The organism is Undibacterium sp. RTI2.2 (assembly GCF_035018705.1).
Taxonomy (GTDB): Bacteria; Pseudomonadota; Gammaproteobacteria; order Burkholderiales; family Burkholderiaceae_D; genus Undibacterium.
Genome location: NZ_JASJXN010000001.1, coordinates 153573 through 172680, shown reverse-complemented (window position 1 = coordinate 172680; position 19108 = coordinate 153573). Strand labels below are relative to the sequence as shown.

14 protein-coding genes are annotated in these 19108 nt (G+C 47.2%); 8 read left to right on the top strand and 6 right to left on the bottom strand.

From position 1 onward, the window contains the following. Positions 1 to 5: 5 nt before the first annotated feature. Complete coding sequence (locus QN395_RS00760; RefSeq protein WP_322119385.1) at positions 6 to 1451, top strand: DUF1501 domain-containing protein; 1446 nt, start codon at positions 6 to 8, stop codon at positions 1449 to 1451. Positions 1452 to 1714: 263 nt separating this feature from the next. Here QN395_RS00760 and dcd read toward each other — a convergent pair whose 3' ends face one another. Beyond that, on the bottom strand, positions 1715 to 2281 hold the full coding sequence (gene dcd / locus QN395_RS00755; RefSeq protein WP_322119386.1) for a dCTP deaminase: 567 nt from the start codon (positions 2279 to 2281) through the stop codon (positions 1715 to 1717). Between the two features lie 334 nt (positions 2282 to 2615). Here dcd and QN395_RS00750 point away from each other — a divergent pair, with 334 nt between their 5' ends. Together QN395_RS00750 and QN395_RS00745 are read left to right on the top strand one after the other, a co-directional pair. Next, on the top strand, positions 2616 to 4643 hold the full coding sequence (locus QN395_RS00750) for a C13 family peptidase (protein WP_322119387.1): 2028 nt from the start codon (positions 2616 to 2618) through the stop codon (positions 4641 to 4643). Between the two features lie 103 nt (positions 4644 to 4746). After that, entirely contained in the window at positions 4747 to 5400 is a 654-nt protein-coding gene (locus QN395_RS00745) for a DUF4166 domain-containing protein (protein ID WP_322119388.1), read from the top strand. Positions 5401 to 5439: 39 nt separating this feature from the next. Here the strand turns inward: QN395_RS00745 and QN395_RS00740 are convergent, their stop codons facing one another. The 4 genes from QN395_RS00740 to QN395_RS00725 form a co-directional block, all read right to left on the bottom strand. Then, a complete protein-coding gene (locus tag QN395_RS00740) occupies positions 5440 to 6030 on the bottom strand; it encodes a DUF2569 domain-containing protein (protein ID WP_322119389.1) in 591 nt (196 codons plus the stop codon). Positions 6031 to 6178: 148 nt separating this feature from the next. Further along, positions 6179 to 7207: an XdhC family protein gene (locus QN395_RS00735; protein ID WP_322119390.1), complete on the bottom strand. Its 1029-nt coding sequence runs from the start codon at positions 7205 to 7207 to the stop codon at positions 6179 to 6181. Between the two features lie 175 nt (positions 7208 to 7382). Continuing rightward, on the bottom strand, positions 7383 to 9521 hold the full coding sequence (locus tag QN395_RS00730; RefSeq protein WP_322119391.1) for a xanthine dehydrogenase family protein molybdopterin-binding subunit: 2139 nt from the start codon (positions 9519 to 9521) through the stop codon (positions 7383 to 7385). Between the two features lie 10 nt (positions 9522 to 9531). Beyond that, on the bottom strand, positions 9532 to 9999 hold the full coding sequence (locus tag QN395_RS00725; protein ID WP_322119392.1) for a (2Fe-2S)-binding protein: 468 nt from the start codon (positions 9997 to 9999) through the stop codon (positions 9532 to 9534). 550 nt (positions 10000 to 10549) lie between these two features. Here QN395_RS00725 and QN395_RS00720 point away from each other — a divergent pair. Next, positions 10550 to 12631, top strand: a complete 2082-nt coding sequence (locus QN395_RS00720; protein ID WP_322119393.1) for a sigma-54-dependent Fis family transcriptional regulator — start codon at positions 10550 to 10552, stop codon at positions 12629 to 12631. Positions 12632 to 12670: 39 nt separating this feature from the next. Here QN395_RS00720 and QN395_RS00710 read toward each other — a convergent pair whose 3' ends face one another. Next, complete coding sequence (locus tag QN395_RS00710) at positions 12671 to 13534, bottom strand: DUF1653 domain-containing protein (protein WP_416200115.1); 864 nt, start codon at positions 13532 to 13534, stop codon at positions 12671 to 12673. Between the two features lie 304 nt (positions 13535 to 13838). Here QN395_RS00710 and QN395_RS00705 point away from each other — a divergent pair, with 304 nt between their 5' ends. From QN395_RS00705 to pcp, 4 genes are all read left to right on the top strand, one after another. Continuing rightward, the gene (locus tag QN395_RS00705; protein ID WP_322119394.1) at positions 13839 to 15116 is read left to right on the top strand and encodes an MFS transporter; all 1278 of its coding nucleotides are present in this window, start codon (positions 13839 to 13841) and stop codon (positions 15114 to 15116) included. A 235-nt stretch (positions 15117 to 15351) separates the two neighbouring features. After that, positions 15352 to 17607 carry an OPT family oligopeptide transporter gene (locus tag QN395_RS00700; RefSeq protein WP_322119395.1) on the top strand — a complete coding sequence of 752 codons (2256 nt, stop codon included), beginning with the start codon at positions 15352 to 15354 and terminating at the stop codon, positions 17605 to 17607. Positions 17608 to 17743: 136 nt separating this feature from the next. Then, complete coding sequence (locus QN395_RS00695; RefSeq protein ID WP_322119396.1) at positions 17744 to 18025, top strand: hypothetical protein; 282 nt, start codon at positions 17744 to 17746, stop codon at positions 18023 to 18025. A gap of 107 nt (positions 18026 to 18132) precedes the next feature. Next, complete coding sequence (gene pcp, locus QN395_RS00690; RefSeq protein WP_322121600.1) at positions 18133 to 18861, top strand: pyroglutamyl-peptidase I; 729 nt, start codon at positions 18133 to 18135, stop codon at positions 18859 to 18861. Positions 18862 to 19108 lie beyond the last annotated feature (247 nt).

The window sequence follows — 19108 nt, the reverse complement described above, 5'->3', positions numbered from 1 at the left end:
CCAACATGAGCCATAAAATGAATGCTTCTCGTCGTGAATTTTTGCGTATGTCATCGATGTTATCGGTCGTCGGCGCAACCACTGCCCCTTTCGCGATCAACCTCGCTACCATGGCATCTGCCGCAGCGCAATCTGCACCCACAGATTACAAGGCCTTGATCTGCCTGTTTATGAATGGCGGTAACGACCACGGCAACACGGTGCTGGCGACAGACAGCACCTCGTGGACCCAATATCTTTCAGTAAGAACGACCACGGACACTGGCTCCATCGCATTGCCGGCAGTTGGTACGCCAGGCGGCGTAATACCAATCACGCCGACGACGACGCAAGCCGGGCGTAGCTTTGCGCTGCACCCTAATTTGGTTGAACTAAAAGGCTTGTTTGACAGCGGCCGGGCGGCAATCATCAGCAATGTTGCGCCGCTGATCGTACCAACGACCTTAGCGCAATATAGAGCGGCCAGCGTGCCATTGCCTCCCAAACTGTTCTCGCACAATGATCAGCAATCCCTATGGCAAGCCTACGCGCCAGAAGGTGCGGCGTATGGTTGGGGCGGGCGCATGGGTGACTTGATGGTGGCGAATAATAGCAACCCGATTTTTACCTCCATCTCGGCCTCTGGCAATGCCGTTTTTTTAGCGGGTAAAACAGTCAATCAATATCAAATCAGCTCCTCAGGTGCGGTACCGATCGGTGGCCTTAGTGGTGCCCTGTTTGGATCAACGGCAGGTGCCAATCCGCTGAAAGCAATTATCACTGCCGACAATCCGCACTTGTTTCAAAAGGAACACGCAGCAGTCACCAATCGCTCCATCAATGCGCAAAGCATACTTAGCCCGGCAATGGCAGTTGCGGGTCCAACTGGTGTGCCCAATCCAACCCAATATACCAATCCTAATACCGGTGTATTGGCGACTAATTCATTAGCCGTGCAATTGCAAACTGTGGCTCGCATCATCGCCGGTCGCAATGCTTTGGGTGCAAAACGGCAAGTGTTCTTTGTCAGTATGGGCGGCTTCGATACGCATGATTTTCAGCGCGCTAATCAAGCTGATCTGATGGCAAGGCTTTCGCACGCTATTGCTTATTTCGATGGCGTCATGGGCAATCTGCAAGGCAGCGACATGCGTAGCGCAGCCACGCTATTTACCGCATCCGATTTTGGTCGTACCTTTACCAGCAATGGCGACGGCACCGACCACGGCTGGGGTTCTCACCACTTTATCGTCGGTGGCGCAGTCAAAGGAAAAAATATTTATGGAACCTTTCCCGTCACTGGACTAAAACATACGCAAGACGTAGGCTCAGGTAGTTTGTTGCCGCAGTTCTCGGTTGATCAGTACGGTGCAACACTAGCTAGCTGGTTTGGCCTTAGCGCTACGCAAATCAGCGACGTCTTCCCGAACATCAAAAATTTTACTAACCAGAACTTAGGCTTTATGAGCTAAGGACGATACACCTAGGCATCAATCGTTTCAAGAATATATTGCTAGGCAGGTAAGTAAGGTATCAACATAATGCGCTCAAACGTAAATTGGCCAACAGCTTAGCGGGCGGCAGCCTGAACCGACAAAGTCGGCTCGAATTTGGAGTAAGTTGAGGACTGAACGGCGAACCAAAACAGAGGCATATTAGGCACGACATTAGCGCGCCGGTTCTGGCGCACTAATGTGTTTGATGAAGTGTGTTTTGAATGCGACTACCGCAGAAATTATGCCCTCGGCAAAGTAACGCCCTGCTGACCTTGGTATTTTCCGCCACGATCTTTGTACGATGTTTCGCAAATTTCATCGCTCTCAAAAAACAAGACCTGAGCACAACCCTCACCCGCATAAATCTTGGCTGGCAATGGCGTCGTATTAGAGAATTCCAAAGTCACATAACCTTCCCACTCTGGCTCAAATGGCGTCACATTCACGATGATGCCGCAACGTGCATAGGTTGACTTACCAAGGCAGATCGTCAACACACTACGCGGAATGCGAAAGTATTCCATCGTTCTGGCAAGTGCGAATGAATTTGGCGGAATGATGCAGACATCGCCTTTAAAGTCGACAAACGACTTCTCATCAAAATTCTTAGGATCGACGATTGTGCTGTTGATATTAGTAAAAATCTTAAACTCGTCGGCGCAACGAATATCATAACCATAAGAAGAAGTACCGTAACTAACAATCTTTTCCTCACCACGCAAACGCACCTGCCCTGGCTCAAACGGCTCAATCATGGCGTGCTCTTGCGCCATACGGCGTATCCATTTATCGGCTTTAATACTCATGTGTTTTCTACCCAGGTTGGTTTGATTTTGGATAGGATTTTACGCGAAATCGGGTTCAAATTTCATCTTGTTACCGGATGTTTTTATTTTAAGATCGATTCAAGACGATATCGACAGGCTAATTGTCCGCACTAATCCCGGAAAAAAAAGCCGAACATCCGCCAGATACAAAAATTACCTATTTCCATTTTAGAGTTCATTAATATTTCGTCTATTAGCATGCCAAATGATAAAGTTAACATTAGCAAGAAATAAGCAATTCTAAACGCCGCACTTACCTATTATTTTGCAAAGGCTAAGAGCAAAAAACTTGATCTAAGGATGTTTTTATCTAATGAACAATATTCCGACCGCAGATAACAGTTCTCGCGATAACGCATTTATATCCAATCTCAAAATTGGCTTGCGTGCAGTATTATTTTTGCGTTTTTCAAAGGAAGAACTCTATGTGAGCTGGTCGCAAGTCGTACTTTTGACAGCCATTCACTTAACACTATTATTTTCCTTGGATTTTGTTCATATCGGTTTTACTGGCGAATTCAATTGGTTTGGCTTACCTGGAGCAATATTTACCTTACCAATGATGATCATTGTCGCTTGGGCAATGACCTTGTCTGCGAATCAATCTGACAAGACATTATCGCTTTTAGTCGTGTTTTGCTTACTCACAATTCCATACGAGATGAGTTTTCAATTATTAAATTGGATACTTAGTCGGCAGTTTGTTAAAGGCCTGATTGGCCAATGGGCCAGTAGCGCTACAGATATGTGGTTCGCATTGGCATGCGGACTTGCCGCAATAAGATTGCTTGAAATTAAAGGAATACGAAGGATTATCTTATTGCTGCCGGTCTTACTTATATGTGGTACTTCTTCACAAGTCATGCAATACAAAACACTTTGGAGAAAACCGTATGACCCAGAAATATCGAGAAATTTTTACGAACAACGCCATATTTTAGAAAGTGAGAACGTATTTTATTTACAACCAAATTTGCTTGAGCAGGAACTGGCAGCGGTTATGCCCAGTAACCAAAAGACTCCTGTGCTGTTTTTCGTGGGCGTGGCTGGGTATTCTGATCAAGACGTTTTCATGAAAGAAGTCCATTACGTTGAAGAGCTATTTAAAAAACGCTTTGGTACATCTGGACACTCTATAACGTTGATCAATAATTCAAAGACAGCAACTACATCGCCAATTGCCAGCACAACTAGCTTATCGCGATCACTAAAAAAAATAAGTGAGTCGATGGATAAGAATAAAGACATTCTGTTTTTATATATGACATCGCATGGATCAAAAGATCATAAATTCTCTCTAGATTTTGGGTCGATGCAGTTCAACGATCTGAATCCCGAGCGTTTGCGAGACATGCTAAATGAATCAGGTATCAAGCGAAGAGTAATCGTCATATCGGCGTGCTATTCAGGAGGATTTATTGACAAGCTAAAGGACTCTAATACTTTAATCATTACCTCGGCGGCGGCAGACAAGACCTCATTCGGCTGTAGTAACGAAGCAGATTTCACCTATTTTGGTCAGGCCTATTTTGATGAGGCGCTACAAAAAACTGATTCTTTTGTTGATGCATTTAACCTTGCAAAACCGCTCATAGCAGCACGAGAAAAGGAAGATGATTACACACCATCAGATCCAGGTATTTTTGTCGGAGAGAACATCAAAATAGCACTTGCAGAATTCAGCCATCAGTTGTCGACAAAGCGTGTCAATCAATCTGTGCTGTCTTATCAGCAAGCTAAAACCACAACTCTCAATAAAGAAATTAATCAAGATAATCCAATCAAGATTCCATCTGCATTAATAAAATCGCCGACTGAAGAAAAGGAGAACACTCGCATTCGACAAGCAAATCAACTCATCGTTTTAATGAAATATCGTAATTTAATTGAAGATAGTATCGTCCTATGTAAAGAGGGGGCAAAATCGCGTACTCCAAATAGTATTGTAAAAGAACAGCCGAATTATTTTAGGGGAATCACGCCCCAATCCAAGCTCTGGCCAGAGGTAGTAAGCGCATATGAGGATTATTTCAACGAATCCTGTGAATATACTAGCAACGATTATTTACTTACTATGAACCGCGTGTATTCTTCAAGTTTAACGACAGCAGAACTATCGAATATCATTAAATTTTATTCATCACCTGTGGGCGAAAAGTTTGTCATTGCCAATTTAACCGCCAGCACTGCGCTACAGAAAGAGTTATCCCGCCAAATGTCGGCAAAAAGTGAAGCTGCTGATACCAAGTTTAAACAAAAGATTGCTGTTCTCGGGGAAACTGAAGCTCGTCCAAAAACAAAAGATCAGATGAGACCGAAATCCTGGTGGAAATTTTGGTGAGTATATGAATTAAACTCAACATAGCTCGCTTTTAAGGATAAAAATTAGCCCCCTATAGCCGCCTAAAATACTGGCGCTTAACTTCGATAACAATATTCTCTACATGACCAATATCGCGACGACTCCATCAGAGGGCGAATTATTTAAAAAAATATTAGGTGCAGAATGGTTAGAACTTCATCCAGATATTCAGGCCCGTTTTGCAAAAAATCCAACGCCAAATCAGCCATTACACTATGTCGGTCATCTAAGCGAACTGAAATGCTCTAAGTTCGGAAAATTACTGGGTTTTCTGACCATGCCAATGATTAAAGGCGCGCTCATTCCATACAATGATGCAAATTTTCCAGTAGATATTCAAGTCTATTCAAAACCAGATTGCCCCTCCATTTTCAAGCAGCGGATTTATCGGCTACACGGACGCAAACCCATACAATTTACGTCGTATATGAAAGAAAGCGAAAAAGGCGAAGTCTTAGAATATGTCGGTATGGGGCTGGGTATGAAATTACTGCTACGCGTGCAAGAGGGTGATTTACATTTCACTAGCGATGGCTATTTTTGGGAAGTCTTTGGCTACCGCATTTCTATACCCAGCATACTAACGCCGGGAAAGACCTACCTTTGCCACCGAAATGACAATCCAAATCAGTTTAATATACGGATAGAAATTAAACACGATTTGTTTGGAACTAGCTTTACTCAAGTCGGCGTATTCCATGATCTCAATACTGATCATGGAATACCTAAATTTTAACGACTTGATTAAGTCCTGACATGTAGCCTTTTCTGGTTTTTATAAAGTACCAGTCGAACGGGATGCAGTGCTATCGGCTTGAGCTATGGCTGACTCGTCTGGCGCTGTTTTGCTATCTTGAGAAATTATCGATAAGGTTTGATGCGCAGATGTAGAGTTTGCTTGCTTGTACAACTGAGTAAAAGTGTTTCTGACCCGATCTGATTTCAGGAAATACATACTCCATAACAAACCAGCAATCGTGTCCTTTGCTAAGGCCATCCAATCTTTGCTCATCGTTACCGCGGCCGCTTGATGTATTTTTGCTGATAACAGCATGTCAAGCAGCCGGATAATAATCATTGATAGCGAGAACGCAATGAAGACTGCAGGCGCACTCCGACGTTGCTTAAAGAACAGCACAACCAGCAAGGTTGAAAAAGTAAATCCACCGATATTAACGATCAGTTCAAATAGTAGTAACGGAATGCGGTAAGGATGGTAAAGGGTATTGCCAACGGTTGAAAAAGAGATCCATTGATCCATTCCATAGATATTCAGAGACTGCACTAAATCCGATAGCATTGAAAATGGTGCGATAACAATCGAAATCGCGGGGATAATTAACCAACCGCCAAACCCCTTCAACAAGCCACCGTCTTGAAATTAAGTCACTACCCAAGTAGTAGTTTAGGAAAAAAATTGTGGCGAAATAGATAATTAGGACAGTGCTACAGTATCAATATCTGACACATCCACCTCCAACTAACATCAACAAATCATCTGTGTCTATGACATATCACGGCGTCCCAATGACGCAGACTGGCTCACTAGAGACTTGATTGGACGCATGCTTGGCATACTCAACCTGCACTTCTACCGGCAAATGAATATTGTTCTTCACCGCGGTCATTTCAGCCAAAATGGAGATCGCAATTTCTGCCGGAGTTTTGCTGCCGATGTATAGACCAATCGGGCCATGCAGTTTTGCGAGTTGCGCATCGCTGACGTCGAATTCTTTGAGTCTTTCTCGCCGCTTGCTGTTGTTGGCGCGGGAGCCGATGGCACCGACATAGAAAGCATCGGATTTTAAAGCTTCCATCAGCGCTAAATCGTCCAGCTTGGGATCATGAGTTAAGGCGACCACTGCGCTGCGGCTGTCTAATTGCATCTCCTGCACCAGATCATCTGGCATGGCGTGCACGACTTGTACGCCTTCTACTTGCCATCCTGCTCGGTATTCTTCTCTGGGGTCGCAAACGGTGACATGGTAATCCATGCCGACCGCAATGCTGGCGAGGAAGCGGGACAGTTGCCCGGCACCGATAATCAGCAAACGCCAGCGTGGGCCATGTATCGTCGTAAGTGCTGTTTCTGAAATCTGTAAGCTCATCGCCGACTTCGCAAGATCGAGTCTGACCTCACCAGTATGCAAATCTAATCTGCGCGCCACCAACTCATGTTGCGCTAATCTTTGTAGTAATTCTGTAATCCGGCTGTGCGCGGATAAAGGTTCTAATGCTAGTTGTATCGTGCCGCCACAAGGCAAGCCGAAGCGATGCGCTTCATCGGCGGTGATGCCGTAAGTGACTATCTCTGGCAAGGTTCGTTGTATGCCTTCTTGCCGGACACGCTCAATCAAATCGTCTTCGATACAACCGCCAGAAACGGAGCCGACTACTTGTCCGTCATCACAAATCGCCAACATGGCACCTTCTGGTCTGGGACTAGAACCCCAGGTTTTGATGACGGTAACCAACTCGCATTTGCGTCCGGCCTGTAGCCATAAGGCGCAGGCTTTTAGCACTTCCAGATCAATACTGTCCATGACAATCCAAAATGAGGGTGCAGTGCTTATGCGGCTTACAGGCCATTTTTGCCTTGGAAACCGCATAAGGTATGCAGGATGAAATCGCTAAATAGTGGATGAGATAGTGGATGAAATACGACTAAGTGAATTATTCTACGCTGAATCCACTTAGTCGCTCTTCATTGCGCAATTGCTATGCGGCAGCGATTTTCTCTGGTGTCAAAGGCAAGCTACGCAAGCGTTTGCCAGTAGCAGCGAATAAGGCATTCGCTACGGCCGGCCCGATCAATGCAGTTGCCGGTTCACCTATACCGCCTGGTTTTTCGGTGCTTTGTACTAAGGTCACATTGATCTTAGGCATTTCAACCATGCGTAAGACGGGATAGTTATGGAAGTTGGTTTGCTGCACGCGTCCATTTTCCAAGGTAATGTCACCATACAAGGCGGCAGTCAGTCCGAAGGCAATGCTGGACTGGATTTGTGCCTCGACCGTATCGGGATTGACCATGTGCCCGAGATCAGCCACTACCGTAACTTTATGCACTTTGATTTCATGCGCTTTATTGACGGATATCTCGGCAATTTGCGCCATATAAGTATCGTAGCCCTCCATCAACGCAATACCCAGCTTATGGCCGGCTGGCAAGGGCTTGCCCCAGCCTGCTTTAGTTGCTGCCTGTTTTAAGATGTTGGCGAAACGCGGTTGCTTGTCCAGCAGCGACATACGGAAAGCATAAGGGTCTTTACCTGCAGCTTTCGCCATTTCATCGACAAAACTCTCATTCGGAAATGCATTCAGTGCATGGCTGACTGAGCGCCAGTAACCGACACGCAAACCCGCATCATGGATGTACAAGTCTTGCGTCATGTTTGGAATGTCATACGGCACGACTGAGGCTTCTGCCATAAACGGATCGAGCGTATCTTTTGGCAAGCCAAATGCACGCTGGGTCACGGACTGTGAGGTCAATTCAAACGTCAGTGCAACCGGTTTACCTTTCGCATCCAGCCCTGCTGCCATCCGGTTGAGCGCCATAGGACGATAGAAATCATGCGTCGTATCATCCTCACGCGTCCATAACAGTTTGACAGGCTTGCCAACCGCTTTAGAAATCTGCGCCGCCTGCACGATGAAGTCTAATTCCAGGCGACGACCAAAACCACCGCCAAGGAAGGTCGTTTTAAGCGTGATGTCTTCTGGCTTGATCGCCAATGCGGCAGCGACGGCACCTTGCGCGCCTTGCTGGAACTGAGTAGGTCCGATCAACAAACATTTACCGTCTTTGAAGTCGGCCGTAAAGTTCATCGGCTCCAAGGTTGCATGCGCTAACAAAGGCGAGCTGTATTCTGCCTTCAGTGTTTTGGCTGCGCCCTTCATGGCGACATCAACATCACCACCGGTTTTTTTAATGCTAATTTTTTTACCGGTCGCGGCAGCGGCGCGGATACCCGCCATCATGTTGGCATTGTTCAATTTTGCAACACTACCTTCATCCCACTGAACAACTAAAGTCTCACGTGCTTTTTTCGCACGCCAGTAGCTGTTCGCTACCACGGCGACGCCATCGGGTATCTGCACCACATCAATCACGCCGGGCATGCTACGCGCTTTGGTCGCGTCATAGCTCTTGACCGTGCCACCAATCACCGGGCACTGCTCTAAGGATGCGTACACCATATCAGGCAAGACAACATCAATCCCATATTGGATTTTGCCGTTCACTTTATTCGGTGTATCTAAGCGTTTAGTCGCTTTGCCGATGATCTTAAAATCTTTAGGATCACGCAACACGACATCTTTAGGAACCGGTAATTTGGATGCCGCTTCAGCCAGTTCGCCATAGCTGGCTTGCTTACCGTCAGGACCTTTGACCATACCATTGCTGGTGCTTAACTTGGCGGCATCAACGCCCCATTTATTCGCTGCGGCAGATACCAGCATCATACGGACCTGGGCACCGCCTATGCGCAATTTTTCCCATGCGTCACGTACTGAGGTAGAGCCGCCGGTGATTTGTGCACCGAGCAAACTATTGGTGTAAGCAGCGTTGGGAGGAGCAATTTCTACCTTGATATTTTTCAGCTCAACATCCAGCTCTTCTGCAATCAACATCGGCATCGAGGTGTACACGCCCTGCCCCATTTCAGAACGGGCGGAGATCAAGGTAATCGTATTGTCGTCAGCGATGTGTACCCATGCATTCGGGGTATATAAAGTACCCGCTGCCTGAGCGTCACTTACACCGACGATACTTGGTAAGCTGATGCCAAGCATCAAGCCACCACCAGCTAAAGCGGAAGTTTTAAGGAAACTGCGTCTAGTAGTTGTCATGGCGCGCCCCTTAAGCTGTTTTACGCATTTCGGCAGCGGCAGACTTAATCGCAGCACGAATACGGTTATAGGTTCCACAGCGGCAGATGTTACCGCTCATGGCGTTGTCGATATCGGTATCGCTGGGGTTTTTATTCGAGGCCAGCAAAGCAGCGGCGCTCATCAGTTGGCCCGATTGGCAGTAGCCACATTGCGGCACGTCGTGCGCGATCCAGGCTTTTTGTAATACGTGGGAATTGTCCGCAGAGAGTGATTCGATGGTAGCAATTTTTTTACCTTTGACCGACGATACCGGCGTCTGGCAAGAGCGGACGGGCACGCCATCCAGATGCACAGTGCAAGCGCCGCAAAGCGCCATGCCACAGCCAAATTTCGTCCCGGTCAAACCAAGTTCATCACGGATTACCCACAACAACGGGGTATCCACTTCCGAACTGGACGATACTGCTTTGCCATTTATATTGAAACCGATAGCCATCTTTATCTCCTGATTTTATTGTGACAATTTGGAACACCGAGGTACACACTACGTGCTGCTGGGGCATGTTACGCAAAAGTTATGCCATTCCAGTAATGTTTTGGTGGTGCTCTAAAAATACGGGCGACTCTGCACCAGTGAATGACAGCACCATTTTGCTAGTAAATCACTCAGTAATTACGCGTAAAAATGAAGATACTCCCCCTATTTTTTATAAAAAACGGCCTATAGACCATATAATACTTGGACAATTAAATATACTTACCCTCAGTATAAATAAATATTAAATATTTTAAAAGTTTGCCAAAGTGTACTGATGTAGGGACCAGCAAGCGGATGCGAAAATAAATCAGTAGTGTTACATTAGGAATCTTGTAAAAACCCTTAATCGAGATGCAGCGCTAGGCAGAGTTGCCACCTCGACGTAGCAATACGTCGGTATTGCGAGGCTTTACAACAACGCGATGCGCTCGATTAAGGGGTTTTTAGAAGTTTCCATTACAACGATTAAAAAAAGCATACAGACCCATCCTCTATACGGAGTCCAGAAATGCGCCAGATCATGGAGCGAGGCAACGACGGTGCGCAAGCGACACCGCTATCACCCAGCCAATCCGACAGATTTATCTCTGCCGGAACCCATCCCGAATTATTAGCCGCGTCGCACTTGCGCTCCGCCGCTTATGGTGTAGAGCGTAAAGCCGCACCTGACTTCAGCAGTTTAAGCAATAAAGAACTGGCGCTGCTGATGGAACAAAATCATGCTTTGCACACCTATGCGCTACCAGTGATGGAAACGCTCTACGAGCAGATTATTGATACCCACAGCATGGTCTTGCTGACAGATGCTAACGGCCACATCTTGCATGCGTTTGGCGACCAAGATTTTTTACAAAAAGCAGATCAGGTAGCGATACGCCCGGGAGTGATGTGGGCAGAGCATAGCAAAGGTACCAACGCAATCGGCACCGCATTGGTTGAGGCCGCGCCTACTTTAATCCACGGCAGCGATCATTATCTGCAAGCCAATCATTTTCTGACATGTTCTGCCGCGCCGATTTTTGACTATCAGGGCAAAGTGTTAGGAGTACTTGACGTCACTGGCGACTACCGCAGCTTTCACAAACATACGATGGCCTTAGTCCGTATGTCGGCCCAGATGATAGAGAACCAGTTGTTCTCCGCCACATTTGAAGACGCTATCACCCTGCACTTCCATGCACGACCTGAGTTTATCGGCACCTTAATGGAAGGCATCGCCTGCTTTACACCAGACGGACGTTTCTTATCGGCAAATCGTAGTGCTTTATTCCAGCTTGGATTGCCATTAGCGTCCTTGACTGCACATAGCTTTAGCTCGCTGTTTGGGGTCGCCTTGTCATCGCTGCTTGATCATTACCGCAACGCGACGGCACAATTTTTATCGCTCTCATTACCGGGCGGAGTGCGGGTATCAGCACGCGCGGAACTTAAGCTGAAAAATAGCTTCTCACAATACGCGCAAGGACAAGAACAAGAACGACAAGACTACCAAAAGGCTTCAGAAAACCATCATCCAGCAGCGAATTACAGTTCACAAAATAGCCCCTCAAATAGCTCAAAACTAAAAGCCCTAAACACGGGCGATCCGCTGATCGCTAATTTAATCAATAAAATCAGCAAAGTCGCCGAGCACGATATCAGCTTGCTGATCACGGGCGAAACAGGTACGGGCAAAGAGCTGTTGGCTCAGGCAATACATCAAGATTCATCCCGACGACAAGCTGCATTCATCGCAGTTAATTGCGCCTCGATTCCAGAGACCTTAATTGAATCAGAATTATTTGGTTACGAAGATGGCGCATTCACCGGCGCACGAAAAAAAGGTAACATCGGCAAGATCCAGCAAGCGCATGGCGGCACTTTATTTTTAGATGAAATCGGTGATATGCCCCTAAGTATGCAAGCTCGATTACTCCGGGTATTGCAAGAGCGCAGCGTGATGCCGCTGGGTGGAAATAAATCTATTCATGTCGATGTAAAACTGATCTGTGCAACCCACCGTAATCTGCGCGAGCTGATTGCCAAAGGTGAATTCCGCGAGGATTTGTACTACCGGCTGAATGGTCTGGTTTTAAAACTGCCCGCTTTGCGCGAACGTTCTGATATGACGGTGCTAGCTCAAAGAATGCTGGCCGAAGAAAATCGGTCGCGCCATAAAAACGGCAAACCCCACCAAATTTCTAGCGATGTCATGCAGTTATTTAAGCACCACCGCTGGCCCGGCAATTTACGCCAACTCAACAACCTCTTACGCACGGCGATGTTGATGGCTGGCGAAAACAATGAAATTTGTCGTGAACATTTACCAGAGGATTTTTTAGAGGAAATCACGACGCTGACCGAGTACCAACCGACACTAGATCAGTCCGTCACCCATGTAAGCCATGTCACACCTGACATCAATCAAGCAGTCTTTAACGATTTATCCTCTGCTAACGCCATCCAATCAGTGCAGCCCATCAGTAAGAGTAAGTTACAGGATTTAGAAATTCAGGCCATACAAACTGCATTGCAAATTCATGGCGGTAATGTCTCTGCTGCTGCCCGTGCTTTGGGCGTGTCGCGCAATACGATTTACCGAAAGCGCTAAAGCAGGGGATAGTCTGATTTGTGCTTCGCTAGGATCTGACTAATCTTCAATCAAAGCGAAGCGCGGCGTCTTAATACCATCCACTTCTATGGTTTCAAAAAACACGTCTTTAGCACGAGTCCAAATGCTACCATTATGCGAACGGTACACAATCACTGGTGTCAAATCCGACTCTTGCGTTGCCTCATACAATAATTCGTACACGCCACCTTTGTAATGGCGGTAGCGCTGTACTGGTTTGTCTTGTATTTTATCCGGCACAAGCATGCTGGATTTTGGCTCTGGTGCTGCGGTCTGTTTTTTTAAGAAGGCACCGACTTTAGCCGCACTGAGTTTATTGATTTCTTGTAGCAAGCGGGGATCAACGCTGCGCATGTCGTACTGTTTACCCAAATGGGCAGCAATGCGCAACAGCAAAGCCGAGGCGACTTCGGCATCGGCCTCTGCCCTGTGCGCCGCACCAGCAAAGCGGATACCCAAAGATGATGCCAGACGACCGAGTGAATAACTATCCAATCCAGGGAAAACCCGGCGCGCTAATTTGACCGAACACACGACCCCATCGTAACTAGGCCATAGACCTAAACGATCACTTTCTGCCTGCAAAAATTTCTCATCAAAACTAGCGTTATGGGCGGCTAAAGTATCGTTACCAATAAACTCGACCAGCTCAGGAATCACCTCCGATGCTGGTGGTGCTTTGTTGACCATTGCTTGGGTAATGCCAGTCAGTTCAGTAATAAAAGAGGAGATGCGGACATTACAATTGATCAGCGATACATAACGATCCACCACCTGATCGCCAACGATCCGCAGCGCCGCAACTTCGGTCACGCGACCGCCTTGTTCCGGGCTCATGCCTGAGGTTTCAAAGTCAATCATGACGATAGGTTTTTCAAACATGTTTGTGTTCTCTAATCTTTGTAATCTGTGTAATATAAGTGAACCGAGCGTGAACTAAGTGTTAACTTAAGCGTGAACATCTTAGTGAACGAATACACTCACTAAGGCAGCTATTGTAAACGCTAGCAGAGGCGAAATACCAGTCAGCACATATCCGCTCTACAGCTTGGAATTAACTAATAACAATCTGAAATTGTCGAAAATATTTTTAAGCGTCATCCCTCTTTTTTGTCCGGCTTTTTTTAACCGAGAATGTCTATTGGAACAGCGACAATAGAAATTCTCGGTTTAATACTATAAAAATATGAAAAAGCGTCTGCTACAAAGATTCACCTTAGCTCCTACTGACTTACTACGCGATCTGGTGTATCGCCGTTTGTGGACGTCGATACTGATCAGCTCGCTTGGTGCACAAGTGACGATGCTGGCGCTGCCTTTGACGGCTGCGATTTTATTGCATGCCACGCCGACTCAAATGGGTATTTTGACTTTTATGGAAACCTTGCCATTTGTGTTTTTATCGCTGCCATCAGGGGTGTGGCTAGACAGAGTGCGCAAATTACCCGTGTACGTCGTCGGTGAAATCTTGGTAGCGATTGCGGTCGCCAGTGTCCCGCTGGTCTGGTGGTTAGGTTCCATCAATATGATGTGGTTGTATGTAGTCGGCTTTATTATTGGCGCAGTCAATACAACATCAGGTACCGCCGCACAAATCGTTTTGACCCAGATTGTCCCCAGAGAGCGGCTGGTAGAAGCATTTGCAAAAAATGCGCTGGCAAACTCCGGTGCAGAGATCGCGGGGCCAGCCGCTGCCGGTAGCTTGATTAATCTGATGGGGGCACCACTGGCACTGATGACGGATGCCTTATTACTGCTCAGCTCCGCCACCATTTTACGTGGGATTAAAGTCAATGAAGTCAGACCTAGTATTGAGGGCGCGCATTTTTGGAATGACCTTAAAGCAGGTATTCAGTTTGTCTGGAATAAACCTCTATTAGTCTCACTCGCAGCGACCGTCGGTGGCTGGCAACTTTGCTACAACGCGGCACTGGTCGTACAAATTTTATTTGCTACCCGCACTTTAGGCTTATCGGAACAAGCTGTTGGTCTCAGTTATATGGGCATGGGGATCGGTACTGTTATCGCCAGTATTTATGGTCATCGTATTAGCCGTAGCATAGGCCCCGGCCCTTGCATGGTGCTCGGTATCAGTATCTGTGGGTTTGGCTGGTCTTTGCTGGCAATAGCACCAATTGATCACTGGGGCGTGATTGCTTTCACGATCATGCTGGTGTGCTTCTCTATTGGTGGCGTGCTGATTTTTATTAATTTTTTGGCGTTGCGGCAAGCAGTTACTCCAGAACCGCTACTCGGCAGAATGACGTCCACGATGCGCTGGCTGATTTTGCTACCTGCTGGCCCCGGTGCATTAATCGGCGGCTGGATGGGCGAGCACCTTGGCTTGCGCTACTCACTCGGCTTTGCGGGTGTCGCCGCCCTGCTGCTGGCCTTGGTGGCATGGCGCAATCCAGTCATCCGTGGCATCACAGTGTTGCCAAATTTAAACAAGCATGAAATTTGAGCGAAATTACCGGGATGTCGCCATATAATGCCCGATTAGCACTTCTGCCCCAATCGGGCTGGAATAGGTAAGTTCTAAAAATTCTCTGACAGAGACAGCGCAAGCCAAAAAACTCGCTGCACATCTATCGGATTTTTGAATTTCCCAATAAACGAGCTAGGACACACAATGTCTTCCAGTTCATGTTGCGTAATTTTTTGCGTAGTTTTTATTAGATTGACACCAAGGTAAAACAATGCCAAACGACACCTCTGCTCAACCCGCCTTTAAGCCCTACATTCCCGCATCAGCCCAACTTCCAGAAATGACCATCCGCGCCCTAATCATGGGTGTGGTACTGGGCATTATCTTTGGTGCGTCATCTTTGTATCTGGTGTTAAAAGTTGGCCTTACGGTCAGCGCTTCGATTCCAGTGTCGGTGATCGCGATTACCTTGTTCCGCGTATTCCAAAAAATGGGTGGCAAAGATTCCACTATTCTGGAAAACAATATCACCCAAACTGCTGGCTCTGCAGGTGAATCCATCGCCTTTGGTCTTGGCGTGACGATGCCAGCGATTTTGATTCTGGGCTTTGATCTGGAAATCTGGCGTGTGATGTTAGTTGGTGTATTGGGTGGTTTGCTCGGTATTTTATTGATGATACCGATGCGTCGCACCTTGATTGTCGACCAACATTTAGAACTCAAATATCCCGAAGGTACTGCTTGCGCAGAAGTATTAAAAGCCGCAGCTAATCAAAGCTCGCGTGATGCAGCAGGTGAAGGCGACAATCCCAATGCTTTTGCAGAAGCCAGCAAACGCGCCAAGATTATTTTTGCGGGTTTTGGTGTTGGCCTGATTTATAAGATCGTCAACGTCGCTTTGCGCGGTTGGAAAGATACGCCAGAAGTCGCGTTCGGTGCACCGTTAAAAGCAGGATCAATCGGCGCAGAAATTTCGCCGGAATTACTCGGCGTTGGTTATGTTATTGGCCCACGTATCGCATCAACCATGGCTGCTGGCGGCGTCATGTCCTATCTCTTGCTGATCCCGATGATCAAGTTCTTCGGTGATGCATTGACTGTGCCGGTCAGCCCGGGTACGACCCTAATTAGCGCAATGAGTCCTGGCGCTATCCGCAGTTCTTACATCTTGTATATTGGTGCTGGTGCAGTTGCCGCGGGTGGCTTAATCAGTTTGATGCGAGCCATGCCAACAATCTGGCGCAGCCTGTCCAAAGGTATTGCGGGAATGCGCAACACCACTAATGCAGTCAAATCCACTTTGCGCACTGAGCAAGATATTCCGATGAAATGGGTCGTCATTGGCTCGCTGGCGATTATTGCCATCATCACCGCGGCAACGCCTTTGCACATGAATATCCTCGGTGCGATTTTGATTTTGGTGTTTGGCTTTTTATTCGCGACGGTATCATCCCGTTTAACGGGTGAAATTGGTTCATCCTCCAACCCGATCTCCGGCATGACCGTGGCGACCTTGCTATTTACCTGCCTGATCTTTTTATTGATGGGCTGGACTGGCGGACAATATTATGTGACGGCGTTATCGGTCGGCGCGATTGTCTGTATCGCATCGAGTAACGCTGGCTCAACTTCACAAGATTTAAAAACCGGATATCTGGTCGGTGCAACACCACGCTTGCAGCAGTTTGCGATTTTGGCTGGAGCACTGACTTCTGCTTTGGTTTTGGGTCCGATCTTACTTAAACTCAATGAGAGCGCAACTACCTATGTACCCGCAGCGCAGGTCGCGCCAAATCTGGTCACCGATGTCAGCAAACTGACGGATACAGCGCAACTCACCGGCACGCAAGCTGAGGCAGATAAAGCAACTTATAAAGTCTGGCAAAAAAGCGACACTGTCGGCGGCCCAGCTGGCAAGTATCTGGTAGACAATGCTGGCAAGGTTGTCTATATGGTTGATCCAGGTATTAACGGCACTTACAAAGAATTACCGGATGGCACCAAGGTCGCCAAGTTTGATGCGCCAAAAGCGGTATTAATGTCCTACATCATCAAAGGTATTTTGGATCAAAAATTACCTTGGACTCTGGTGATCTTCGGCGTGATGATTGCCGTGATTTTAGAAATGGCTGGCATCCCTTCCCTAGCGTTTGCGGTTGGTGTGTATTTGCCTTTATCCTCCTCGGCGCCCTTATTTATCGGCGGAATGATTCGCTGGCTAGTAGATCGTCGCAATAGCAAACTAGATCGCTACAAAACAATGACGGATGAGGAGAAGCAAGCAGCGGGCGATAGCAGTTCTGGTGTCTTATTGTCCTCAGGCTACATTGCTGGCGGTGCATTGGCCGGTATCTTCATCGCTTTCAGCGCTGGTATTCTGACCAATTTTGATAAGTCCATCGGTGACTGGGCAACGGCACATAATCCTTTCTACGAGGGTATCAACTCAAACGCCTTGTCGATGATTCCTTATGTGTTAATCGTATTGCTGCTGTATTTTGTCGCCAGGGAAAAGAAAACTAGCTAACTTTTTTTAATGCGCTAGACGCTTAGGCGTAGATATCTAACTAAACAGCCTAACTAAGCAGCAATATAAAAATTAAAAAGAGCTTAAGCGCGAAAAGCGTTTAAGCTCTTTTTACTTCTACAGCCCCGGAGGCGACATGAATGAGGACAATCTCAGCAGAAATCTATTTACCGTCGCGACTTACTATATCCCGACCGACGCTTGCATAGTCCAGGGTTGTCTGGTGGCTGCGGGCATCCCCGCCGTGATCGCTGACGACAATCTGGTGCAGACCGATACGCTCCTAACCGCGGCATTGGGTGGCGTACGGATTCTGGTGCCAGAATCTTATTTGCAGCAATCACAAGAAGTCATCGCCGCCTTCAACCGCGGTGACTATCAGCTTGATGATAATGTCGATGTCGGTGAGCTTGAGTAAACGACTCTTAATATACTCGTATCTAGTATATTAAGAGTGTCCATATAATCATTGGACAATGAGGCATTTTTAAAAAATAAAATGGGGAGTATATTCAATTGAGCCAATTGAGCCGATCTCATATTGATCACAATGATGACAATAGTGCGACCGTCGTCCTGATTACCGGCTTTGACGCCTTCGATCAGCAAAGCATCAATCCCTCATGGGAGGTAGTCAAAGCACTGGCCGATTGGTGCTGCCAAGGAGCTAACATCAAGACGCAATTGCTACCCTGCGTATTCGGTAAGGCGATTACGATGTTAGAACAAGCCATTACCGCGGTCAACCCAGCGATCGTCCTCTGCGTCGGTCAGGCCGGCGGGAGAAGCGGTATCTCGATTGAGCGCGTCGCCATCAACATCGACGATGCGCGGATTGCCGACAATGCAGGCGAGCAGCCGATCGATCATCCGGTCGTCAACGGCGCCCCAGCGGCCTATTTTTCTAACTTACCGATCAAAGCCATCGTGCATCAGCTTCGCGCTGCGGGTATTCCCGCCGCTGTCTCAAATACTGCGGGGACCTTTGTTTGCAACCATCTATTTTATGGCTTGATGCATCATCTGGCGACGCGGGCGCTTGTCATCGAAGCGCAAACCACTGAGCCCAAAACGATGCGAGGTGGCTTTATCCATATCCCTTACCTGCCCGAGCAGGTGGCACAAGCTGGTACACAACCAGCAGGTGCACCCAGCATGGCGCTGGCGACGGTGGTGAGAGGATTACAGATCGCGATACAAACTAGCCTTAGCCTGGAAAAAGACATCATAGAAACTGGCGGACATCTAAACTAAATGACAACAAAATCGCTATACAATCAATCCATAAATAAACCAAGCTGCCATAGCTGAAAACAATGAGCCAGCACAAGAATGGTATGATGCGGGGCAATGTCAAAACAAATCGGAACAAATCAAACTGGTTCAAAACCAGTCAGCGCAGACGACAACAGCAAGCTATCCATCAATCTATTTGAATTTTTCGCTTAGTGCCACAAGCTTAGTAGCAAAATCGCACTCACTTGTTTCAACCGAATATTCA